The sequence below is a fragment of the Aquimarina sp. MAR_2010_214 genome (genome assembly GCF_002846555.1).
Classification (GTDB): domain Bacteria; phylum Bacteroidota; class Bacteroidia; order Flavobacteriales; family Flavobacteriaceae; genus Aquimarina.
Window position 1 is genome coordinate 659,158 of sequence record NZ_PJMS01000001.1, and the last position, 24,879, is coordinate 684,036.

Below are 24,879 nucleotides of genomic sequence, written 5' to 3' on the forward strand. Positions count from 1 at the left end.
ATTTTTTTAAAAAGAAGTGTTTATACCAAAATAAAATGACCTGAGTGTGGGATATGCATTTAGCTCAATCCCGGCTGTCCTCAGAGGGTCTCCCGGAAGTTCTGGTGTATACCCCGAAAATCTCTTGAAAATAAAAGGGTTTTTTGCCGATGCATAGATTCTGACTTTAGAGAAAATACTTATAACATCTTTTGGCAAAGAATACCCTAATGTGATGTTATTAATTCTAAAAAAATCTCCCGATTCTAAATAATAATTAGAAGACAGTGGTACATCATTAGAAGCAATTGGAGTAGTGTTACTCGGTCTACCAGAAGTCCATCTATTGTTAAATACAGATTCTTCTATATTTTCATTTCCGAACCGTTGTGCTTTTTTCCCGTTATAGACTTTGTTACCTAAATTACCAAAAGTATCTACAGAAAAGTCAAAGTTTTTATATTCAACTCCTAGATTAAGTCCAAAGAAAAATTTTGGAATATAAGATCCAAAGAATTTTCTGTCTCCTTCGTCGGTAATACCATTATTATTTACATCTTCATATACTAATTCTCCTCTGTCATCAATACCAATTGCATTATACAAGAAGAAACTTCCTAAAGGTTGTCCTACAGCTACTTTTTTGGTATACTGCCCATTATCAATATTTCCTCCTTGTTGTTCATTAAAAAACGGGCTGGTTACTTTGGTAAGTTCATTCTCATTAAAGGAGAAACTTCCTCCCAAATTATACTTTACCGCTCCTATAGTATCTGCCCAGTTTAATGTTACTTCTGCTCCTTTATTTACAATTTCTCCTACATGAGAATTAAAAGGATCAAAACCAAAAACATCTGGAAGTTGTACTTCTAAAGTAGCATTGGTATTGGTTCTTTGATAGTAATCTAGCTCTCCACTTAATTTATGATTTAAAAGAGCAAATTCTAACCCTACGTCAAATTCATTTGTTCTCTCCCAGGTCAGGTCTTCATTGATGGTACCTGTAACTGTAATCCCTTGCTGTAGCTCCTGATTAGGTCCGAAAGGGAAAAACCCGCCACTACCTGTTGTTGCGGTTACTACATTAAAAGGTACATTTTGATTACCCAACTCCCCATAACTTGCTCTAAGTTTTAGTTTATCAAACCATCCATCTTGCATAAAATCTTCTTTGGTCAATACCCAACCTACACTTACTGCATAAAAATTACCAAATCTTTTTCCGGGTTGAAATTTACTTGAGCCATCTCTTCTAAAAGAAGCATTAAATAAGTATTTATTATCATAATCATAATTTACTCTGGCTATATATGAATAAGCTGTTTTAAATATACTTCTATCATCATTTGGTTCTCCTGGATTACCAAATCCTCCATCAGATTCTTGTCTATTATCTTCATCTCCAGAATGCAAATTATATCTAAGATGATTATTTGGTACATTTACCCTTGAGCCTACTAAACGTTCGTTTCCTGATTTTTCAGAGGTAATTCCTAAAGTCGCTTTAACTGTATGAGATTCACCAAATGTTTTATTGAAGGTGAAATAATTATCTAAAAACCACCTATAGTTATTGGTATATGTAACGATCAATCTGGTTTTTGCAGGGTTTTCTATCCCTCCTTCAAAATTACTTTCAAGATTTGCAGGATTATTAGCAAGAAATAATCCTAATCTATCTTCGAACTTGTAAAATCTTCCGGATTCCGTTTCGATAGAAAAACGAGATGTAAATGTTAATGGATCTATTATTTTATAGTCTAGTTTAAATGCTCCTTGCAGTTTAAAGAATTTTTGCTTTTCGTCTTGAAAAAATAAATCTTTTACGGGATTAGATACATTATTATATGCTACTGATGACCCAAACCGTCCTTCTTCATCTCTTATAGGCACAATAGGGGATTGTTTATAAGCATTCGTGAATGCATTAAATCCTTTTGGAGTTACATTAGCCAATTGTGCATTTACATTATGAGAAAAATTTAATTTTTCGCTGATCTTATAATCAACATTACTACGTAATGTAAGTCTATCAAAGTTGTTACCTATTAATATCCCTTCTTCTTTATTAAAGCCTGCACTAAAAAAAGAATGAATTTTTTCTGACCCTCCTGATACCGATAGGTTGTAGTTAGATATACGACCTGTTCTTGTTATTGCGTCCAGCCAATTTGTATTATATTTTTGATTGGAGAAGAAAAAATCATTGGTATCATTATCATTATTTGGATCATCATCGTTTCTTAAATCTCTCAGGACTGCCTCGTTATTATACGTCACAAAAGATCCAGCATCTGCCAGTTTAACTCTACTTAATATATCTCGATACCCTGTATAGGAATCAAAAGAAATTTCCATCTTTCCGGTTTTTCCCCTTTTAGTAGTAATTATAATAACTCCATTAGCTCCTCTGTTTCCATAAATAGCCAGGGATGCAGCATCTTTTAAGATATTCATAGTAAGAATATCTAGTGTATTGATGTTATTAATATTATTAGTCAATACACCATCAACTACATATAATGGTTCTCTACCACCTTGAATAGTTCCTAACCCTCTAATAATAACTGTTGAAGCTTGCCCGGGTGCATCTGAAGCAATTACTTGCACACCTGCAGCTTTTCCTTGTAGTGCCTGAGAAGCGTTAATAATTGGTTCTCTGGATAATTCGCCTCCCTTAACAGTAGTTACTGCACTTGTAAGAATAGATTTTCTTTGTGTTCCATATCCTACAACTACCACCTGTTCTAGTTCTGAAGCGTTAGACTCCATGTATATAGTATAGTCAATACTTTTTGTTATTACGATTTCTTTGGTTTTAAAACCTAAATAACTTACCACAAGAGTATCTCCTATTTGAGTATTTATTGTGAATCTTCCATCAAAATCTGTTAATGCCCCTTTGGATGTTCCTTTTACTAAAACATTACATCCTGGTAGTGGCATATTGTTATCAGAATATATTGTTCCGGTAATAGTTTGCTGTGCCATTACACTATTATAGATCAACAGTAAGCAAATGAGAATTTGATTTTTCATCTAAAAATTAATTATTTGTTAACACTAGGTTAAAATTACTTATTGCCGTTGTAAAAAATTTTGTAGTATTAATAAATTCTTACATCATCAAACATAAACATCTCTTTTTCATTTATTTACAAAACAAAATACATCAATATTTTAACATATTGATGTATTTAAGATGTAATTATTTTTAGAAAATAAATGACGTATTTAGAGTTTCATTAAGAAACTTGATAGGCTATCTTTAGCATTAAGCTCTAGTTTTTTTCTTAATCGATAGCGTTGTAACTCTACACCTCTTACACTTATCCCTAATAATGGAGCTATATCTTTAGTAATTAATCCTATTTTAATATAGGCACAAAGTTTAAGATCTTTGGTGGTTAGTTTTGGAAATTTTGATATTAATGATTTGAAGAAATCCTCATGTAATTCATTGAAATTAGATTCAAAAATTTTCCAATTATCATTACTGCTAATATGCTTTTTAGACGTGTCTAGTAGTCGTTTAGTCCTATACTCATTTGTAGAAAACCTTTTTAACCTATTAAGTTCATTTCTTAACTCTATAATCATTTCATTTTTGTTCGTGACTGATAAAGTAGAATTAGTAAGCTCTCGTTTTTTATTTCTTATTTCCTTTTCGAGGTTTCTCTTTTCAATTTCATTTATTTTCTTTTGCGTCTCTCGCATGTAATCTTCTTGAAGTGCCAATTGTTGTTTTCTTATCTTTACTTTATTGATTTTATAAATCATAAATAGTAACCCCATTGCCAGAAGTGAGTACAAAAATTTCATAACATTAGACAAGTACCAAGGAGGTAGTACCTTTAAACCTATCTGTTTTATTGAATTTTCTCCCTTTTGATTATTATTTTCTAATGCTAATGTATAATTTCCATAAGGAAGATTTTGTAGGATCAACTTCCCTTCTTTAACAAAATCCTTTTGATCTACTTCTCCTGATAACGTATAGCTAAAATCATTTCCATAAGATTTTGGCATGTATATTTCAAATGCTAAATATTTAGCATCTTCAAACGGTATATGAATAAGTGTATCATGTATTGAGAATTGTTTTTTTCTAGAATATATTTTATCTATTACCGGAGTCTGTGAAATCTTTTTATCATTTCGTAACGCATTTATATTATACATTGCAAAACCATCATTAAGATTAATCATCCTTAAAGAATCATTTTTGAATATAATTTTTTCATATTTTGCAACAAGACGTTGCTTAATGCCAGCAACATTAATTTTATAGATTTCCTTATAGTTACTATCTGTAAGGGTTAATGTATTTTCACTTTTTCTATCTATAAACCAAGCTTCATTTTTTTCTTTGTCGATCAGTACCTTATCATCAAAATCTTTAAACTTCTTAAAGCTACCAATACTGTCTTTTTGTTGAAAATACTGAAACCATTTTCCTGAATTATAAAATACTATATCAGAATCAATCTTAAAGATATTGGTCTGGTATTGTTTGAAATTCTTATTCTCCCCATAGGGAGTAACTTTTATTGCTTTGGTATAATCTTCATTCAGTTCTATTCTAAAAACTCCTTTATATGAATGTGTAACCCAAATCACTTTATCAGATTCAAAAACAATAGTATTCATCAAAAAAGAAAGATTTTCAATTACATTAGAATACCAATCGTTTCCATCCTTTCTTAAGAGATTAATTCCGTAATACGTTCCTTGTAAATACCAATTTGATTGTCCTGGTACTTTTACAGTACAATAGACTCCTCCTGATGTTAATTTTCGGGATAATTTATTATCCTCGATCAGAAAGCTACCATCATTGTGTCCTGCAATAATTTGGTTTTCTATAATACTTAAATCCCACACCTGTCCTTCCGATCCTTCGATAAATTGTAATTTTTTATCATTAGAATAGGTATAAATTCCGGTATTACTCGCCAGGTAATATTTTTCATTTAAAAAGGCAACATCATATACTGTTCCTATGGTTCCTGTAAAATCTTTATAATACAAAAAAGGTGTTTTGAAATCAATCCTACCAAGCCCATTATCCAAAGCTGCCCAAAGATTCCCTTCATGAACTTTTAGTCCCAAAACTGTATTGTTTTGCAAACCCGATTCCTTATTAATATATTGAAGTGTTTTTCTGTTTAGATTATAAATTATAATCCCATTCTTAATTGTTCCTAAAGCCACATGATCTTCATCTAAAAAAACAGCTTTGTTAAGTACGTGAGTATTTAAAAATAAATTGACTTCTTCAGGCAGTGGTGACAACCTATTAGTATCGTAAATAAATCCCCCTTCATTCAAATCAAAAAAGAATAATTTATCTGAAATTACTGCAAGATTATTTACTGAGTTAATAGTATATGTATTCTCTGAAAATTCAAAAGATATTAACTCCTTTTCTTTTAATTCCTGAATTCCTTTATTTCTATTGGCAACTATTAATCTGCCTTTATAGATAGCAATATCATACACTCCCAAACTATCTTCTACATATTCAATTTGGTTGCCATCATAGATATAAACTCCTCCTGCAAAGGATTCAAAAATAATACGGTCTTTATACTCAATTATCTTCCAAAATTGTTCGTTCTTAAATTGGTGATTGACATCAAAAGAAGGAACTAGTGAGGTATACTTATAATTCCCGAAAATATCTTTTTCCCAAAATCCAAATTCTTCATAAGAGCCCGTATAAATCCTATTTCTCACACATAAAACTGACCTAACAATTGTTTTGTTTGGTAATTCAAATAATTCCCAGGATTGCCCATTATATCGTAGTAAACCTTTATTGTTAGCTACATAAACAACTCCATTAGAATCAATATCAATGCCCCAATTTTGGTTATCGGCTTTATAGTTGGCTATAGTATAGTTCTCTATTTCAGGGTGAAATGTTTGACTAAAAGAAATACTATATACTACAATAAAAAAAGTACGGAGTAACAATTTTTTCATATGAATTGTCGGCATTAATTAGCTAACATATGAATTGATTTTCAATAATTAACAATTATTTTGTAAGAATTAAAACATAGAAAACCTGGAGCCTTAGTCATTTCTAACTACTACCCCAGGCAACTACTCCCCCGAACCTATCTACATTTAATGCTTTATATAGAGATATCTATACCTTATTTTGTACCTACTATTTCAATTCTAATATTGCTCTTTCGATCACCTCATCCTTTGCAGTATCTTCCAAATTAAGTACTACAGGAATATCGGGTTCAACACCATCATCCAGATGTTTCCCCTGGGCATCGATAAATTCACTTGTAGACAGGCTCCAATACCACCCGTTTGCCAAATATCCATCGGCTACAGATCCACTTCCTCCTCCTGTTCTTTGTCCTATAGTTTTTATACTTTCTACCGGGTCTACAGAATACAAGAATGTAGTAGATGCACTATATACATTTCTATCGGTAAGTATCATCACAGGCTTCAAGTACTTGTTTGCACTGCCTGATGGTTGAAGAGTAATATGGCTATCCGAAAAATCCTTTGGTCCTGAACCTATTTTAAATCTTTCAAAACCTGAATAAATAGGTTTATCTGTAAAATAAGATGCAAATTTGGTTGCCAAAGCCGGATCACCTCCGGTATTAGCACGCATATCAAAAATAAGGCCTTTAGTATCTTTTAAATCCAAAAATATTCGCTCAATTTCATCATCAGAAATCTCAACATTCCATGAAGGAATCCATAGATATCCAACTTTTCTATCTTGTGGCAAAGTACCCCATACAGCTCTAAACCCCTGTCCTCCTGCTAATGTCTTTATTTCAGAATTAACTGTAGTACCGATATAATTATTCACTAAGATCGCTGCGTCTATTCCTGCCGGATATCCTTCTTCAAGATCAAAACTAACAGACATACCATTTGGATTACTCTGGTCTTCAATAAGGCTAGAATGCCCATCTCTTAAGCTTTTGGTAACCTCGCCTAGAATTTCAAAAAATTCTTTTTTAGTTGTAGCATTATTAACCTTTCCTCTAAGGTTATTTCTTAATGTATTTATGTTTACATTCTTAAATTCTAGCATAGCATATTTTTCCTGTACCAGAGTCATATACTCATCAAATACGGCAAGTGCATCTGTTTCTGGATTTGATTCCATCAACGCCTTCTCACAAGAACTGAACACAGCCAAAAACAGAAGCAAGCATATTTTTATTTTTAGATATTTCATTACAATGTTTTATTAAAAATTTAATTAAATCTATTCCTCTTACTTGGTACGCTTAAAAATATTATATCGAATAGAGAGTGAATGTGTACCATAGGTCACCGGGTAATTTTTTACTTCAGAAAACTTTCTTAGATGCCATTTATATGCCACAGAAAACCGGTTTGATAATTGATATCGTATGCTCGTTCTTACCTGGAAATGCCTGGGTATCGTTCTTAATTCGTAGTATTTAAAAGCAAAAGGGCTGTTAATTTTATCATTTTGATAATCAAAATTTCCATTTTCAAGAACATTTTGTGGTGCAGAAAAAGCAAATCCTGTGCTCTCTTTGAAATAAGAAACTAATCCTAAATCTACTCCAAATCGAAGCTTTTTATAGTCATAAATACCCGAAGCCCACAATGTGCTTCCTGTAACATCATACCCGCTATTATTACCCAAACCATCAAATTTCTTTGTGTAAAGATCTAATACATCCCATGTGGCACCAACAAACAAATTTTCTTTAATGCGATGAAGATATTTTGCTTGTAGCATAGAGTTATATGTACTCACTTTCTGATCATGGGTCGCAGCTTTTTCGGTTGTTATTATTGCTTGCAGATTAACTCCCCAGATTGTTTTTTCGTTTTCTTTCTGATATCCTAGCCCAAACACACTACCAAATCCATTATATCTTACATTTGAATATTTTACATCCTGAAAGGAAGAAAAGCCACCGCCGGCATCAACATAAAAAGATGATGTTTTTTGTGCATGAAGTTGTACTAGACTAACTACAAAAAAGAGCAAAATTAAATAGGTTTTTTTCATGTTTTCATTTTTATGAATTAATTCACTATTGTATTGCTCGTTTAAAAATGAAACGTGTAATAAATATTCCGTTACTATCTCCTTCACCTGCGTCACTTTCTACTGCACTGGTTACAAAAACAAGATCCCAACCTTCTGCTAGCATTGTGGTTATCTTTGATGAAATCACTGCATCATTTGCTGCAATATTTTGAAAACGAATCCCTACCAAGTTGTAAAAGTTTAAAAGTTTGGTCTCCTCAAAATCCTTAACACGAATTGCTTTTCTTTTTGATTTATTACGTGTATTATCATCTTCTGTTTGTGTGGAGGTGAACTCCTTATAATCTCTTTCTGCATTTGCTGAAATAAGTCTTGAACGTCCTAAACCACTTGGAACTATAGATTCTACACTTGTAATAACTTTTACTTCATATTTTGGAGTTGAAGTTTGCGCAGTACTCGTTACGATTGATGTGATAATAAATGCGCTTAATAAAATTACTTTCTTCATTTTTCTTACTTTTTTATTATTTACTATTAATTTCAGTGTTCTTCCTTCTTACAAAACAGTAAACTTCTAGAACATCCTATTTTTTACTGTCTAAATATTATTTTACTTCTTTTATCAATTGTTTCGCTTTCTCTAAAACAGCATCTTTTCCATTGTTAAACTCTTTGATTGTTGGATATACCTCATAATGTGGCATGGTACCACTTCCTTCTGGAAATAATCTCTTATCAACGTCTTGCTCATTAATCACGATGAAGATGGAAAAGATCAGTTTAGAATTGGGTAGATTATAAAACAGTGGGATAGATCCTGTATGCCTGTAATATCCTCCTCCAGTTTCTTCTCCTATAAAAATGGCATTACTTTTATCTCTCACGAGTGCACTAAACAGACCTCCTCCAGAAAAAACTCTACCACTCGTCAAGACAAATACATTTCCTTTAAACTTATTTTTTGCCGGATCACGATGAATAACTTTATCTTCTCTCCAATAATACGCTCCATCATCTCCTTTTATCATTTCTTCTTTCACCATCTTTTTCATAGTTTTCTGGATAGTCTCTGGGGTACTGTCCGAATCCAACTCCATCATATCATACCATTGCGATAGTAAATATTGTGGATATGGTGGTACATTATCAATGGTGCCTAATTTTCTATACTTATTCTCTTTAAAATGCGTATCAATTAAGTATGAGGCTAATTCCATGTCATTTCCATCATCTCCACCTGTATTTTCTCTGATATCCAAAATCAAATTCTTAACTCCTTTTTTACTTATTTCGCTAAAAGAATTTTTGAGGAACTTGAAAAATATTTTTTGATTTTTTCGAGTCTCGGTAGAAAATGTATTTACAGTTAATAAAACTGTACTACTATCAAGGTATTCCAGGTAATATGGTTTTTCATAATGACTTTCTGTAATTGTACTTTCTAATTCAAATTTCGGAATTCCCGGTAATTCTACGGTACAGCTTTCTTTATCTGAATTATGTAAATATGCTATGGTAAATTTCTCTTGTGGGCCAAAAGCCAAAAAGTATCATCTTCTAATTGTCTGTATTTAAAAGTAGTATTATACCCATCAGAGCTTAATAATTTAAAAGTTTCTGTAGTTATCTTTTTGGTTGTGTTTCCGTTAATACTTAAAATCTGATCCCCTTTCTTTAGTTTCCCATAGTCCTGTGCAGCAACCAATGTGTCTTTTAAGAATTTTACTTTGAAAGGGAAAAAGGCATTGGTAGCATTATTTTTTAATTCTGAAAAAATATCTCCCGAGGCATAAAAACTAGAATGTCCGCAATTTATTTTAGTATGAATTCCTGCAATTAGGTTATAAAATTCTCGAATATTTTGAAGTTTTGGTAGTCTTTCATTTGCTTTTTCAAATATCGAATCAAAGGTTTCTTTAGCAGTATACAAATACATTCCGCTATGTGCCGTTTCTATAATATCACGATAGATTTTTAAATCTTCTTTTAATACTAAAGGATCAAATGGTTGTTTAGGCAATGCTGGTGTAAATACTATTTCTTGTCCATCTTGATTAATAAAAACAAATTGCGTTTTGGTTAGTTTTTTAATAGCTCTAGTGTTGACTTCTTTAGTAGTACTATTTACATAACTTATCGTTTTGCTATCACTATTATAAGTCCATTTCTCTTCAGTAACATCTCCATTTATCTCTGTATTTAATGTATAGTCTGAATTGAATTTGAATCTGGCGTTAGACACCAACTCTTTAATAGATAATAGTATTTCCTGTTTATTAGATTTTAGTTCTTTACCTTCTTTTTTGTCTCCTTTTTTTTCTGCTTCGGTCAATATTTTTACATATAAACTCTCTGCTACAGATTCTATTCCCGATGGATCGTATTTCCATTCTCGGTCTAATAAATATTCTAAATCTTGAGTCTTCTGGCTATTTACAGAAATACTCATAAAAAATAAGAGACTGATTATGTATGTTAGTTTTTTCATTTCTTTTTTGATATTGTAATAATTTGATCAATTACATAAATTGTTATTCCGATCAGAATAGGTAGTATAAGAACCAGATCAACTCGTGTTGCCGGACCAGTTATGGTTCTTTCCCATTTAGTTATTTGCATTTCCCAGACAATAAAACTGGACCATACCACAATTAAAAAAACTAGTAATATTATAGCTACACGTTTCATTTTTAGATAGTTTAATTTTTAACTCTGTACAAAGATTTGCTAAAAGAAAAAAGACAGCCAAAAAAACCAACGGAGTAACTGTTCGGAATTCAGAAATCCGAACGGAATGAGCTATAAAATTGAAGATATTATTCCTTTTTCAGGAATCCGGACTTTTAAAAATAAAGGTTATGCACTGTTTTTAAAACGAGAAGGAGTAGTACCTGTATATTTTTTAAAAGCATCATAAAATGTGCTTTTACTTTGAAAACCTACTTCATTACCAATACCTTCGACACTTAAACTATTTGCAATATCACTTCTTAAAAGCTCTTTTGCTTTTTCAACTCTAAAACTATTGATATAGGTGTTGAAATTTTGATTAAGTTGAGAATTTATAACACCCGAAATACGTTTAGGGTGTGTTCCTATTTTTTCTGCAATATCAATGATGGTCAAATCGGGTACAGTATATACCTTTTCATCCTGAATATATTTCTTTATTTCTTGCAATAGCTTTGCTGTGTTTTCACTATTTGTTGAAGAATCATTGTTTTTGTCGCTTTTGTCAACAGTTTTTTCACTATTCTCAACAGGAATTAAAGTCTCTACATTTTGTTGAAGAATACCTCGTACAGATATCCAATACAATAACATAACATTAATGGTAGAAATAGTTAAATCAAAGTAAAAACCGGTGTCAAAAAAGTCAGAAGCTATTGTAATAAAAGTAAGGAGAAGTCCAAAACCAACAAATCCTCTTGCCCAACGTAGCTCTTTATATTTTGTAGAAGTATATTGATCTTTTAACTCCTTAGTATGTTTTTTAATAAAATTTAAGGTTTTAAAACCTATATAAAAAGAAAAAAGAACCCCTCCCAAAAGTATAAGATTATACCAAAGTGATTCTTCTATTTCCATTTTCGAATCATTATCCTGAAAAAACACAAATACTCCAATAATAAATTCTAATACTCCAGGAATTAGTGTCCAGTAACTAAGTTTGTTTTTAGAAAGTATTGAAACCTGCTGAACGTAGATATAAAATAAAGGAAACATCAACCAGGTAAAATCAAAAGGCAATAAATCATATTGAAGGTAATACGTTATAATATTTAAATCTTCTAAAATGACGGGAAGTAAGTTTAATGCATATACAATTATAAACAAGCCCAAAAACAAAGTAGACTTATCCTTTTTTCTATTTATGATAATGAGTAACAAGCCGAGAATAACACCTTGTATTAGCCCAAGAGTATCTATAAAGGATACAATATTATAATTTATTTCCATTATCTAAATGTGTAGAAATTTGTAGATGAAGCATTGTTACAATAATGACTCCAAAAAGTATTAATTTATAAAATTATTTTGGTTGATTAAAATTCACTCGGGTTCTTACCTGTATGTTTTTTAAATAGTTTATTAAAATGACTGGAGTCTGTAAAACCTGTTTTTTGAGCTATTTCAGAAATATTCAAATTTGTTTGTTTTAATAATCGTTCTGCCATTTTGATTTTTGTCTGAATCACATATTGTTGTATAGAAATGCCCGCATGTTTTTTAATAAATACACTTACATAACTAGGAGACATATTAAATGTTGCAGCAATTTCCTTTATTCTAATATTATCTTTATCTAAAACATTCTGCCGTATATACGTAAGTATATCACTCACCTTTTCTTCTTCAGAAATAGTATGTATAGCAGCATTTTTATTAAGATTTCTTGATATTATAATTAATAATGCACCTAATAGCTCTAATAAAATTGATCGGCTATAAAGTGAGGGAGTTATATACTCTTTTTTAATAATTCGAAACAATTCGAACACATGAGATCTGTCTGTAGTATTAGAAATAATATTTTCGGGAATACTATTGGCATGTAATACAATGGCATCTAAATTCTTTCGCCATTTTAAATCAGAAACAAGTTCTGTTTTTTCTATAAAAAGCTGCTCTGTGAATTTAATAAAACCAAAGTCTGTATGATCTCTAATCCTAAATTCGTGCTCATCTTTTGGGGTCAACAAGAAGATGTCCCCTTCGGTATATTCAAAAACACTTTCATTTAAAACATGTTGCCCAGTTCCTTTCAGAATAAAAATTAACTCGAAAAAATTATGAGAATGCTTTGGATACTCCCACTTATCAAGCGACAGCTCAAATACATTTAAAGATTTTGCACTAAAAAAACGTTTTGACACAACTATACTAACATAGATTTATACAAATATACAATGAATATATACCAAAAAAATGCTTCTTCCTTCATATAAATTTGCATTATAAATCAAATGGTAAACCCAATGAAACTAATAAAAGTATTTTTTTTAATACTATCTACAAGCGTATGTATAGTTCTATTTTCTAGCCATACTTCAGAAAAAGAGTTTATAAAAACGACCGCAATAGAAAACGACAGCATAGCAGATCATTTCTGGCCAAATGATGCGCGACTGGTAATCTCGTTCTCAATGCAATTTGAAACTGGCGGACAGCCTGAGGGTGCAGAAAGTCCTTTTGCTGCAAAACCATTACCAAAAGGAAATCCAGATCTTCCTGCAGAAAGTTGGTTTCGTTATGGTGCCAAAGAGGGCATTTACAGAATGCTGGATTTGTGGGATAAACACAATATCAAAGTTAGTTCTCATGTAGTTGGTGCTGCTGCTATCAAATATCCCGAAGTTGCCAAAGCTATAGCAAATCGTGGTCATGAAATTGCTGCACACGGTATCGCCTGGAACGATCAATGGGGTATGACTTATGAACAGGAATTAGCATTTATAAAAACCGGTATTGACACAGTTGAAACCATTACCGGACAACGCGGTAGAGGCTATAATGCCAATTGGTTACGACGTAGTCCCAACACATTAAAGGTTCTACAAGAACTTGATTTCTTATATCATATAGATGATTTAAGTCATGACGAACCATTTATCACAGAGGTTAGGGGAAAGGATTTTGTAGTCATGCCGTATACACTTCGTAATAATGATATCGTAAATATTGAAGGCAAAAATTGGTCTCCTAATCAGTTTTTAAATCAATTAAAAATGGAGTTTGATCAATTATATGATGAAGCGGGAAGTAAAAGAAGAATGATGTCTGTGAGTTTACACGATAGAATTGGTGGAGCACCATCAATTGTTCGTGTAGTAGATCTATTCATACAGTATGCTAAGAAGCATAAAGGCGTTGTATTTATGCGTAAAGATGATATCGCAAAAATGATAAAAGATGACCCAAAAACGCCAAGAGATAATTCTGAATTAATGTATAACAAATGAAAAGTACAACTTCAAAAAACCATGCCTATTTTCTACTACGATTAGCAATGGGCATCAATCTTCTAGCACATGGATTAGTGAGGATTCCAAAAATAAAAACCTTTAGCAACTGGATGGTAAACCTTTATAAAGAAACAATACTACCCGAAATATTTATTTCTCCTTTTGCAAAAATATTACCCTTTGTAGAACTTACTATTGGTGTATTCCTTGTTTTTGGATTGTATACTTATCGTACCTGTCTCGCCAGTGGAATACTAATGACTATTCTGATCTTTGGTTCTTGTTTAGCCGAACAATGGGAATGGGTTGGATTTCAAATGATCTACGTACTGTTCTTTTACCTTTTGATTAGTACATCGCAAAACAATCATTTTTCAATTGATAATCTCTTACAAAATAAATCATGAAAACTACACTATATACAAAATACAAAATGAATGAGCTTTCATTAAAAAATCGCTTTTTAATGGCACCCATGACACGCTCCAGGGCAGAAGAACCTGGAAACGAACCTAATGCCTTAATGGCAAAATATTATCAACAAAGAGCTTCTGCCGGGATTATTATTAGTGAGGCTACTCAAATTTCTGTACAAGGAATGGGTTATGCAAAAACTCCTGGAATCTATTCTCAGAAACAAATCGAAGGTTGGAAACTCGTTACCGACGCAGTGCATAAAAACGGAAGTAAAATCTTTTTACAACTATGGCATGTAGGACGTGTAAGCTCTTCGAAAGTAAATGGCTTGCAACCTATTGCTCCTTCTGCAGAAATAGCAAAAGATACACAAGTATATATTTTTGATGGTGCTCCTAATGGTGATGCTACATTTGTTCCTGTCGAAAAGCCTCGAGAAATGACCAAAGGTGATATTACCCAGGTTATCGAAGAATTTAGAATAGGAGCAAAGAATGCTATCGAAGCTGGCTTTGATGGGGTAGAAATTCATGGGGCAAATGGGTATCTAATTGATCAGTTTTTGCGAAGTAATAGCAATCATAGAACAGATGAATATGGCGGAACCAAAGAAAACAGAATTCGTATTCTTAAAGAAATTACTCAAGCTGTGGCAGATGAAATAGGTGTTGATAAAACAGGAGTGAGATTATCCCCTTTTATAAGCTTTAAGGACATGAATGATCCCGAAATTTTAGAAACCATTATGATCGCTGCCAAAACATTAAACAAAATAGGAGTAACCTATATTCATTTATGCGAAGCCGATTGGGATGATGCTCCCACAATTCCAGAAGATTTCAGAATTAAATTGAGAGCTAATTTTACACATACAATTATAGCTACAGGAAATAAAACCCCCAAAGAAGCTAACGATCTATTAGACAAAAAATTAGTTGATCTTGTGGGGTTTGGAAGAAAATTCCTAACCAATCCTGATTATCCTAAACGAGTACAACTAAATGCTATAATGAACGACATTTCTGACCCCCATACTCTTTTTGGCGGTGGTGACGCAAGAGGTTATACCGATTATCCATTTCTAGAAGTATAAAACTATGATGACAAAAGAAATTAATCCTGTTGGTAGTTTTAAAGATTGGGATAGTACTAAAATACTAGAACTACAAAACAGCAATGAAGGGGATCGCGTTGGAGATACTCTTTTATTTGAAGATGATAGTATTAAAGTTTGGTCTATTATTTTAAAACCCGGAGATAGGTTACCTTTTCATAAGCATACAAAAAACTATACCTGGGTTTGTTTAACCCAAGGAGTGGCCGTATCTCACTATGAAAATGGTAGAATTGTCGAAATACAGTATCAAAAAGGAGATTTGTCATATTACGATCACGATACTAAAGGTGATTTTGTCCATAATTTAGAAAATATCGGTGATCTGTTATTAAAGTTTAACACGGTAGAATATAAATAACTTCCTATTACTCTGTTAACTTACACACCTCACCATCTAATTCTATTTCAATAGTACAATGACTAAAATGATACACCATCAAGGTTTTTTTAATCTCTGATTTTACACTAATAATCTGGTCTATTTGCGTAATACCTTTTAGCTTAACATGCGCCGTAAAAACATGATGTTCTCCCTCTAGTGACCAAACATGTAGGTGATGTATAGAATCAACATGTGGCATTTGCAGTATTTCTGATTTTATTTCTTCTATATTAATACCCTTTGGGATTCCTTGTAGAAATACGAATAATGTTTCTTTTAATCGCTTAATAACATTATATAGAATATAGAGTGTTATTAAAAGAGAAAGAGCAGGGTCAAGGTACTGAACATCTGTAAAATATATAGCAATAGCTGCAAAGAGCACAGCAACCCACCCCAATACATCTTCTATTAAGTGCCAGGAAATCACTTTCTCATTCAATGATTTCCCACCACTTACTTTCCATGCAGCATAACCATTGACTGCTATTCCCAGAAGAGCAAAAACAATCATCCCCCGAGCATCAGAATGTTCGGGTTCTAATAACCTGCCTATGGCTTCATAAATCACATAAATGGATCCTAAAATCAAGATAATACTGTTAATCAATGCTCCTAAGAGAGAGAAACGTCTGTAACCAAATGAGAATTTGGCATCGGCTTCTTTTTTCGATTTCCCTTCGAGATACCATGCTGTACCCAAAGAAAGTGAATCTCCTAAATCATGAATGGCATCAGAAATAATAGCGATGCTATTTACATAAAACCCACCTATAATCTCTAAAATGGTAAATCCTAAATTCAGAAAAAATGCAATTTTCAAATTCTTTCCTGCATGGTCATGTGAGTGGTCGTGTCCCATAGTTATTTTTGGTATGATTCTAATCTCATTTTCAAATCATGAGGTATAGGTATTGTTTTAAGCGGTGGTACATTTATGCCTCCGGTATTACCAATAGGAACCCTATTGATAAATGATTTCCACCCACCTACAATTAAACGAATAACTTGTCCAAAAATTTCACGGTTGTTTTTGGTAAGAATACCATATTTGAGCATTAAATAATGTGTATACGAATGCTCTCTGGGATATGATTGTCCCAAAATATGGCAGCGCTCTAAATGATTCCAAGCCTTTGGTAAATTTTTATTGGATAATGCTATTTTATAAAGCGACAATTCTTTATCATATTCAATTTTAAGCTTTGGCGGTATTGTTATATTAAACTTCATATGATTACATCTTTTACACAAAAATAGATATCGTAACCATGCAACAGAAGTGCATTTATTGCCCACTACAATGCTCACACATACCTTTTACCACCAAATTCATATCTTCGGCTACATATCCATCTGGTAAATTGATTTGAGGAATTTTATGTTCTGTAAGACATATCGTTTCTCTACAATTACTACAATGAAAATGTAAATGCAAATCTCTATCAATATCACAATTACAACCCGCTTCGCAAAGTGCATATTTTATAGTGCCCGTTCCATCATCTACCTGGTGTACAATCCCTTTTTCTTCAAATGTCTTTAAGGTTCTATACAGTGTTGTTCTATCTGCTTTTGCAAAAGCATTTTCAATATCTCCAAGTGTTTTAGCTACATTACTTTGAGTCATATATTTATAGACCAGCAATCGCATCGCTGTTGGGCGTACTTTCTTTGATTCCAAAAAACTTTCAATAGTATTCATCATTAATGTCCGTGTCCGTGACCTCCTTCTTCACTATTTTTTGCCTTCGCCAATATGGTAAACGCATCTTTTAGTACTAATCGAGTAGTACTAATATCTTTATTTTTATCCTCTAATGTAATCGCTACAAACCCTTCTTCTTCGGTTCCTTTGGTGATGGGGATCATTTCAAAATCCGTAACTATTGATTTTCCCTCACTTCTTTTCTCTCCTGCTGCAAAAACATAATGGTCTCCATCAAAACGGACTATAGCTTCCTCTGGAACAGCATATGCTTCGCGAGCACCAACTTCAATTTTTGCGTTTACAAACATTCCCGGAAGCAACTCCTGGTTTTTCTCTTTTAAGTGCCCATGAATAGTTATAGATCTATCATCACTAACATTATTACCTATTAAGAAAATCTCTGCTTCCATCCATTTATCTGGTTCATTTGCTAAACGAAAACGAATACGTTGCTCATTTTTTATTAATGGGATATCATCTTCATATACTTTGAGTTCGACATGCAGATCTTCGGCATTGGTAATATCCATTAACACATCTTCTGAACCAAAATACTTTCCGGTATTTACATACACTTCTCTCACGACTCCATTAATAGGAGAATATACATTTACCATAGAAGATACTCTTCCATTAGTTACATGAGAAGGGTTGATACCTACCATTTTTAATTTACTTTCTAAAGCTTGAATATTTGCTTTATTAATCAAGTAATCACTTTTTGCTTTTTGAAATACTTTTGTTGAAGAGACACTTTCTTTATTTAGTATTTCCTGACGTTCATAATCTGCTTTCAGGTATTCATTTTTTGCAACTGCTTCCAGGTAATCTCTTTGAAATTCTATAAAATCAGGGTTTTCTACTCTTGCTACAAGTTGTCCTTTTCTTAATCGTGTACCAGGAAGCATATTGGTGAACTTCAAAAACCCGCCATAAGGAACGGTAATAGAAAGATTACTTTGTGGAGGAACATCGATCATTCCGTTTACACTTAACTCATTTCCTATTTTACGTTTCTGAGCTTTACCAATTTCTATTTGAGTTTGCTTCATTTGTTCATCTGTCAACTCGACGAGATTTTCGTTAGCTTCTTCATGTTTTTCTTCAGAAGTTGCAGCAGGTTTATTAGCACATCCTAAGGTAAACAGAAGTACGAATATGGCTATTAATTTATATATGTTTGTTTTCATTTTTATTGAATTGCGTTGATACTTTCAATTTCGATAAGAGTTTGATTGTAAGCGTTTATGAATTCTAAATATTTGGTTTGAATTTCTAGCGCCCGATTGAGCCCTTGTACATATTCTATATATCCAATAGCTCCTTCTGTAAAACCTCGCTGAGACTGTTTTAATAATAGTTCAGATTGTGAAAGGGCATTTTTTTTATAATATGACAAGTTCTTTTGGTTTTTTTCTAATTGCCTCAAAAGCATATTTAATTGAGTGGTGACTTCATTTTCTACCACATCCAACTGTGCCTGGCTTTCTTTTTGACGAATTTTGGCGGCTTTTATTTTTGCAGCATGTGGTTTGCCCCAAATCGGAATAGCCAGACCTAATTTTACCCCGGTAAATCTGTTTCCAGAATCAAAAACCACATCAGATCCATTTACTGTTTGTCCGGGACCATTAAAAGATTGATTAAAATACCCTAATGTGATATCTGGAAGCATTTTTGATACCTCAACCGATTTCTTAATATCGGCAATAGTTATTTGTTCCTTATAAAAAGATAGTACAGGGTTTTTCTCTATAGCCGTAGTATTTTGATCTACAGGCAATAGATTTGATTTTACTTTTAAATCTCCCACAGCAATATCAACATGGTTTTCAGAGTTTACCAATTTTTGCATACGCAATTGATATTGTTGTATGGTTGCATTATTCTCCTGTATTTTAATTTGTAAATCTGCAACTTCTGCATTGGCCGTTGCTTGCTCTAATGCATTACTTTCGCCTGTTTTAAATCGCAGGTTTGCAGCATAAACAAATCGTTGATAAATGCTATCTTGTTTTTGAAGCAATTGTTGTTTACTCTTTAGAAACCATAATTGATAATAGGTAGCTTTTAATTGTTTTACCACCTCGTTTTGAACTACTTCCTGGTTTAATTCACTGGATTTTATAGCTGCCTTTGCCAACTTATTCTGGTTAGTATAGAGCGTAGGAAAGGCAAATGTTTGACTGATACTAAATTTAGTATCGTTATCAAAATCGCTATTGGTTTGTCCATATATCAGATCAAAATCAGTTTTGGGAAGGTTAAAACTGGTTCTTTTTAAGGCATGTTCCTGCTCGGTTTGATATGCTGCAACTTTTAGATTTGGATTACTTCTTAAAGCTGCATCCATAACTTCTTCCAAATTTTGATATATCGTTTTTGCTTCACTAGTCTGAGCATTTATGCTAGTCATATTTCCTGCTACTCCAAGAAGTACTACTAGTAAAAGCATTGCTTTTTTTGGTTTCATTTGTACTCTTTTTTCAAAATAATAATAGAGAATAGGTAATACCACCAGGGTTAAAAAAGTAGCGGTAATCAATCCTCCTATAACTACTGTTGCAAGAGGTCGTTGTACCTCTGCTCCCGAGGTTTGAGAAATTGCCATTGGTAAAAACCCTAATGAAGCAACAGTTGCAGTCATAATTACGGGTCGTAATCTAGTTTTGGTTCCTTTATAAATTCGTTCAAAAACATCGGTAATACCTTCTTTTTTCAACCTATTAAACTCTGCAATAAGTACAATTCCGTTTAATACTGCTACACCAAATAAGGCTATAAAACCAACACCTGCAGAAATACTAAATGGCAAATCCCGAAGCCAAAGAGCAAAGACACCTCCTATAGCAGAAAGAGGAATCGCTGTAAATATTAAGAGTCCTTGTTTTAAAGAACCAAAAGTAAAATACAATAGAATGAAAATAAGCAATAATGCTAAAGGAACTGCTATCCCAAGGCGTTGCTTAGCTTTGACCAGGTTTTCAAATTGACCTCCATAAGCAACAGTATATCCCGGTGCAAAATTTACTTGATTATCAATCTTAGTACTAATTTCTTCTACAACACTCTCGACATCTCGATCCCTAACATTGAAAGCAATGATAATACGTCTTCTTGTATTGTCTCGTTGTATTTGATAAGGGCCATCCTTAATAGATACAGTTGCCAGTTGTTGTAATGGAATTTGTTCTCCTTTGTCTCCATTAATATAAAGGTTCTGCACATCTGCAAGACTGGTTCTGCTACTATTATCTAACCGCACTACTAAATCAAAACGTTTTTCTCCTTCATAAACCAATCCTGTAGATGCCCCTGCAAAAGCTGCTTGAATTGTATTATTAACTGTTTTAATATCCAAACCATACTTTGCTAATTGAGCTCTATTGTAATCTATTACAATTTGCGGCACCCCTGTTACTTCCTCAACATAAATATCTACTGCTCCTTTGACTTTTCTGGCAATTTTACCGATCTGATTGGCATAGGAAGAAAGTCGGGCTAAATCTTCTCCATATATTTTTATAGCCACATCCTGGCGTACCCCGGTCATTAGTTCATTAAATCGCATCTGTATAGGTTGTTGAAAACCAAAAGCCACTCCTGGTATCACTTCTAAAGCTTCGGTCATTTTATTAGCTAATTCTGAACGATTGGAAGCAGATACCCATTTTGATTTATCTTTAAGAATAATGATCATATCTGCAGCTTCTACAGGCATAGGATCGGTAGGTATTTCTCCCGAACCTATTTTTGAGACTACTTGTAATACTTCTGGAAATTTATCGAGTACTATTTTCTCTGCTTTGGTTGTAGCTTTTATTGTATTAGAAAGAGAGCTTCCTGTAAGTACTCTGGTTTCTACAGAAAAATCGCCTTCTTCTAGTGTTGGAATAAATTCTCCTCCAAAGTTATTAAACACCAGATATGCTATTATAAAAAGTCCTGATGTGATTGCCAGAATAAATATTCTACTACGCATTGACCATTTGATTATGGGTTCATACAGCTTATAGAAGAAATTCATGATTTTATCAGAAATATTTTCTTTATGGGTTCCTTTTTTACTCAATACTAATGCAGACATCATAGGAACATAAGTGAGTGATAATATAAAAGCTCCCAGGATAGCAAAACCAACTGTCTGAGCCATTGGGCCAAACATTTTTCCTTCTGTTCCTACCAGGGCTAAAATGGGTAAGTACACAATAAGAATAATGATTTCACCGAAAGCAGCAGAGTTTCTGATTTTACTAGCTGATTTATACACTTCTTCATCCATCTCTTTTTGTGTCAACTTCTTGTTAAGTTTAAGGGCTCCAAGATGAAACAAGGTGGCTTCTACAATAATTACTGCTCCATCTACTATCAAGCCAAAATCAATAGCTCCAAGGCTCATTAGATTTGCAGAAACATCAAAAAGATGCATCATACTAAAAGCGAACAAAAGTGATAGTGGTATTACCGATGCTGTAATAAGTCCTGCACGCCAATTCCCTAGTAATAATAATAGAATAAAAATGACAATCAACGCACCTTCTATGAGGTTGGTCGTCACTGTACCAATTGCATTATTGACTAATTTAGTTCTATCTAAGAAAGGTTCGATTATTACTCCTTCTGGAAGTGTTTTGGTAATAGATGCGATTTTATCTTTCACATTTTTAATTACCTCTGCAGAGTTTGCTCCTTTAAGCATCATTACAATAGCACTCACTACTTCTCCCTCTCCATTACGAGTAGTAGCTCCATAGCGAATAGCTTTTCCGGTTTGTACTTTAGCTACATCACTAATTAGAACTGGTATCCCATCAGATGTTTGTTTGATGAGAATGTTTTTTATATCCTCTATTGTTCCTATCAACCCTTCACTTCGTATAAATAAGGCTTTATCATTCTTCTCTATATAAGCACCTCCTGTATTTTGATTATTTGTTTCTAATGCACTAAATATTTCAGAAATAGATATATTCATAGCATTTAATCGTTCTGGTCGTATGGCAATTTCGTATTGTTTCAGATATCCTCCAAAACTACTTACATCTGCTACTCCTGGTGTACCTAATAGTTGACGTTTTATAATCCAATCCTGAATAGTTCTTAATTCTGTTGCATCATATTGGTCTTCATAACCTGGTTTTGTAGTTATAACATATTGATAAATTTCTCCCAGACCAGTGGTCAAAGGAGCGATCCCTGGTTTCCCTATATTTTCAGGAATTTGGGATTGTGCTTGGACAAGACGTTCACTAACCTGTTGTCTTGCCCAATATACATCTACGTTTTCTTCAAAAACAATGGTTACTACTGATAGCCCGAAACGTGAAAACGAACGTATTTCTTCAATTTCAGGAATGGTAGCCATTGTAATTTCTACAGGAAAAGTGATTAGCCGCTCTATTTCTGGTGATGCCAATGTTGGAGAAGAGGTGATCACCTGTACTTGATTATTTGTAATATCGGGAACAGCATCTACTGGCAGCTGTTTTAATGAATATATTCCCAAAATAATCAGTGCTAGTGTTAGTAATCCAATAATCAATTTATGAGTTATGGAATACCTAATTATTTTATTAAGCATATTATATTTTTAATTCAGTGAGACATCTCGATTCAATTCGATTAAGACAGAATTTCTCGATGTTAAATACATATAACCTCCTTTAAAAAAAGGAGATAACTAGATATAATTATTCTATAAAACTGAATTATACTTGTGGTGGCTGGAGTGGTGTATTAGAAATATCTTTTCCAACACTGTCGAAGTGAGCAAACATTTCTGTAGAAATTCCTGATAACAATAATTCACATGTATCAATATTGAGATCGATTACATGAACGTGGCAACAATGACATTGGCAAAAGGGTGAACATAAATCATTCTCTACATCATGATCATGATTTTCACAAGAATCAGCAAAAGTCTCAATTTGAGAATCATCTGTAATAGATACATTATCATTACAAGGCATAAAATTAAGTGCCAGAAAATATATTGATAATATGAATACTAAAACTTTCACATTACAAAGATAGCAATATTGTAATGCAATCGTATTGCAAAATTATTTATATAATGAGTATCATAAATTATTTTTCGGAGAATACTACTTATTTACAAAGACAGAAAAATTATTGGAATTTGACTATAATTTTATGGTTCTATATTCCAAAATACCGTAAAAAAACAACCCCCGGGTTAACTACTCCCAGGGGTCTAAATTGAAACTTAATTGTATTTAACACAAACTCAACTTATACTAATTATGATAGTTCCAATTATAATATATTATATTATTTGTCTAGGTCTTTGACACGAAGATAAGCCCTATCCTTTAAATATTTTAACGTTTTTTTAATGATAATTAACACTTAATAATACGTTAATACATTGATAAAATCAATGCCACTAACTTACTAAAAGTCAATTTTCAAACTACTTTCTTTTATGTACTAATTATGCTTATTGTATTCCCAGTGTTTTTTAAATTTTTCCCTAACACTGTAGATCTTTTACTTTTACAAAATTAATGCCAATTTTGTTTGGTTTACTTTTTTTAACTTAACTTTAAGTAAACCCTCGGGTAACTACTCCCGAGGGCATGAATTGAAACTAATTATGAAATTTTACACAAATTCAACTTACATAATTAATCGAGTTTCAATTATTGTACTGTAATATCAAAACTTTGAGTAATATCTGTTTCACCCCCTGCATTTGCGATATTACCTCCTGCTACTCCTTCCGCAGCTTTATTAGGTTTATGTTTTAGCGTTACTGTTAAAGTTCCGGTTCCAGCAGCTGTTGTCGTTAATGTAAATGTAAGTCCAACAGGATTCGTAGTAGTAAACGCTGTTCCGTCTTCTTTTTTATAATCAGATTCTTTATCGGTATAAACTGTCGTAATGTTTAGTGCAGAACTTGTTTCATAGAAAAACTGATGTTCATCTGCTTCTTTCTCTATTTCCTCATTAATTACTTCGACAGGGCTCTCAGATTCGTTAAGCAGTACTACAGAACCATTATATGTTGTATTGGCACTTAAATTACCTGAAACCGTTACTACTGGTTTTTTCGGACCATCTGCTCCGTCTTCATCGGTAACAACCAAAGTTGTGGTATTTGCACCGTCAACTAGAGACACTGTCATTTTGGTTATTAATTCTTCTTCATTAACGGGTACGGGATTATCATCATCACTAGAGCAAGATGCGAATAAAATACCTCCAACGATAAGTATTGATAAAAGTTTACGTGTGTTCATTATTTCTAAATTTAAT

Annotated in this window: 21 protein-coding genes; 4 read left to right on the forward strand and 17 right to left on the reverse strand. The window is 32.7% G+C overall.

All coding sequences use genetic code 11. From position 1 onward, the window contains the following. Window positions 1-6: 6 nt before the first annotated feature. The 10 genes from ATE84_RS02980 to ATE84_RS03025 form a co-directional block, all read right to left on the reverse strand. A complete protein-coding gene (locus ATE84_RS02980; protein WP_101445660.1) occupies window positions 7-3,018 on the reverse strand; it encodes a TonB-dependent receptor in 3,012 nt (1,003 codons plus the stop codon). 195 nt (window positions 3,019-3,213) lie between these two features. Next, complete coding sequence (locus ATE84_RS02985) at window positions 3,214-5,967, reverse strand: hypothetical protein (protein ID WP_143273554.1); 2,754 nt, start codon at window positions 5,965-5,967, stop codon at window positions 3,214-3,216. A gap of 190 nt (window positions 5,968-6,157) precedes the next feature. Next, entirely contained in the window at window positions 6,158-7,207 is a 1,050-nt protein-coding gene (locus tag ATE84_RS02990; RefSeq protein WP_101445664.1) for a S41 family peptidase, read from the reverse strand. 39 nt (window positions 7,208-7,246) lie between these two features. After that, entirely contained in the window at window positions 7,247-8,020 is a 774-nt protein-coding gene (locus ATE84_RS02995) for a hypothetical protein (protein WP_101445665.1), read from the reverse strand. 25 nt (window positions 8,021-8,045) lie between these two features. After that, complete coding sequence (locus ATE84_RS03000) at window positions 8,046-8,513, reverse strand: hypothetical protein (RefSeq protein ID WP_101445667.1); 468 nt, start codon at window positions 8,511-8,513, stop codon at window positions 8,046-8,048. Between the two features lie 97 nt (window positions 8,514-8,610). Next, window positions 8,611-9,549, reverse strand: a complete 939-nt coding sequence (locus tag ATE84_RS03005; RefSeq protein WP_101445668.1) for a S41 family peptidase — start codon at window positions 9,547-9,549, stop codon at window positions 8,611-8,613. Then, window positions 9,516-10,493: a hypothetical protein gene (locus ATE84_RS03010; protein ID WP_101445669.1), complete on the reverse strand. Its 978-nt coding sequence runs from the start codon at window positions 10,491-10,493 to the stop codon at window positions 9,516-9,518. The genes ATE84_RS03005 and ATE84_RS03010 overlap by 34 nt, the downstream gene beginning before the upstream one ends. Further along, a complete protein-coding gene (locus ATE84_RS03015) occupies window positions 10,490-10,693 on the reverse strand; it encodes a hypothetical protein (protein WP_101445671.1) in 204 nt (67 codons plus the stop codon). The genes ATE84_RS03010 and ATE84_RS03015 overlap by 4 nt, the downstream gene beginning before the upstream one ends. Before the next feature lie 168 nt (window positions 10,694-10,861). Next, on the reverse strand, window positions 10,862-11,965 hold the full coding sequence (locus ATE84_RS03020; protein WP_101445672.1) for an AraC family transcriptional regulator: 1,104 nt from the start codon (window positions 11,963-11,965) through the stop codon (window positions 10,862-10,864). Window positions 11,966-12,051: 86 nt separating this feature from the next. After that, window positions 12,052-12,882 carry an AraC family transcriptional regulator gene (locus ATE84_RS03025; protein ID WP_101445674.1) on the reverse strand — a complete coding sequence of 277 codons (831 nt, stop codon included), beginning with the start codon at window positions 12,880-12,882 and terminating at the stop codon, window positions 12,052-12,054. Window positions 12,883-12,984: 102 nt separating this feature from the next. Between ATE84_RS03025 and ATE84_RS03030 the strand changes: the two genes are divergently transcribed. The 4 genes from ATE84_RS03030 to ATE84_RS03045 are packed head-to-tail and all read left to right on the forward strand — an operon-like array spanning window position 12,985 to window position 15,863. Then, window positions 12,985-13,968: a polysaccharide deacetylase family protein gene (locus tag ATE84_RS03030; protein ID WP_101445675.1), complete on the forward strand. Its 984-nt coding sequence runs from the start codon at window positions 12,985-12,987 to the stop codon at window positions 13,966-13,968. Then, the gene (locus tag ATE84_RS03035; protein WP_101445677.1) at window positions 13,965-14,378 is read left to right on the forward strand and encodes a MauE/DoxX family redox-associated membrane protein; all 414 of its coding nucleotides are present in this window, start codon (window positions 13,965-13,967) and stop codon (window positions 14,376-14,378) included. The genes ATE84_RS03030 and ATE84_RS03035 overlap by 4 nt, the downstream gene beginning before the upstream one ends. Then, the gene (locus ATE84_RS03040; protein WP_101445678.1) at window positions 14,375-15,481 is read left to right on the forward strand and encodes an alkene reductase; all 1,107 of its coding nucleotides are present in this window, start codon (window positions 14,375-14,377) and stop codon (window positions 15,479-15,481) included. Before ATE84_RS03035 ends, ATE84_RS03040 begins: the two co-directional genes overlap by 4 nt. A 4-nt stretch (window positions 15,482-15,485) precedes the next feature. Next, window positions 15,486-15,863, forward strand: a complete 378-nt coding sequence (locus tag ATE84_RS03045; protein WP_143273555.1) for a hypothetical protein — start codon at window positions 15,486-15,488, stop codon at window positions 15,861-15,863. A 7-nt stretch (window positions 15,864-15,870) separates the two neighbouring features. On the opposite strand, the gene ATE84_RS03050 is transcribed toward ATE84_RS03045, so the two are convergent. The 7 genes from ATE84_RS03050 to ATE84_RS03080 form a co-directional block, all read right to left on the reverse strand. Next, window positions 15,871-16,749, reverse strand: coding sequence for a cation diffusion facilitator family transporter (locus ATE84_RS03050; protein ID WP_101445681.1), 879 nt, complete (start codon window positions 16,747-16,749; stop codon window positions 15,871-15,873). A gap of 2 nt (window positions 16,750-16,751) precedes the next feature. Beyond that, complete coding sequence (locus tag ATE84_RS03055; protein ID WP_101445682.1) at window positions 16,752-17,120, reverse strand: DUF3703 domain-containing protein; 369 nt, start codon at window positions 17,118-17,120, stop codon at window positions 16,752-16,754. Window positions 17,121-17,175: 55 nt separating this feature from the next. Further along, window positions 17,176-17,592, reverse strand: a complete 417-nt coding sequence (locus ATE84_RS03060; RefSeq protein WP_101450798.1) for a Fur family transcriptional regulator — start codon at window positions 17,590-17,592, stop codon at window positions 17,176-17,178. 2 nt (window positions 17,593-17,594) lie between these two features. Beyond that, window positions 17,595-18,788, reverse strand: a complete 1,194-nt coding sequence (locus ATE84_RS03065; RefSeq protein ID WP_101445684.1) for an efflux RND transporter periplasmic adaptor subunit — start codon at window positions 18,786-18,788, stop codon at window positions 17,595-17,597. Between the two features lie 2 nt (window positions 18,789-18,790). After that, window positions 18,791-23,179: a CusA/CzcA family heavy metal efflux RND transporter gene (locus ATE84_RS03070; protein ID WP_101445685.1), complete on the reverse strand. Its 4,389-nt coding sequence runs from the start codon at window positions 23,177-23,179 to the stop codon at window positions 18,791-18,793. Window positions 23,180-23,306: 127 nt separating this feature from the next. Further along, window positions 23,307-23,621, reverse strand: a complete 315-nt coding sequence (locus tag ATE84_RS03075; protein ID WP_101445687.1) for a DUF6660 family protein — start codon at window positions 23,619-23,621, stop codon at window positions 23,307-23,309. Between the two features lie 642 nt (window positions 23,622-24,263). Further along, window positions 24,264-24,863 carry a type 1 periplasmic binding fold superfamily protein gene (locus tag ATE84_RS03080; protein WP_101445688.1) on the reverse strand — a complete coding sequence of 200 codons (600 nt, stop codon included), beginning with the start codon at window positions 24,861-24,863 and terminating at the stop codon, window positions 24,264-24,266. Window positions 24,864-24,879 lie beyond the last annotated feature (16 nt).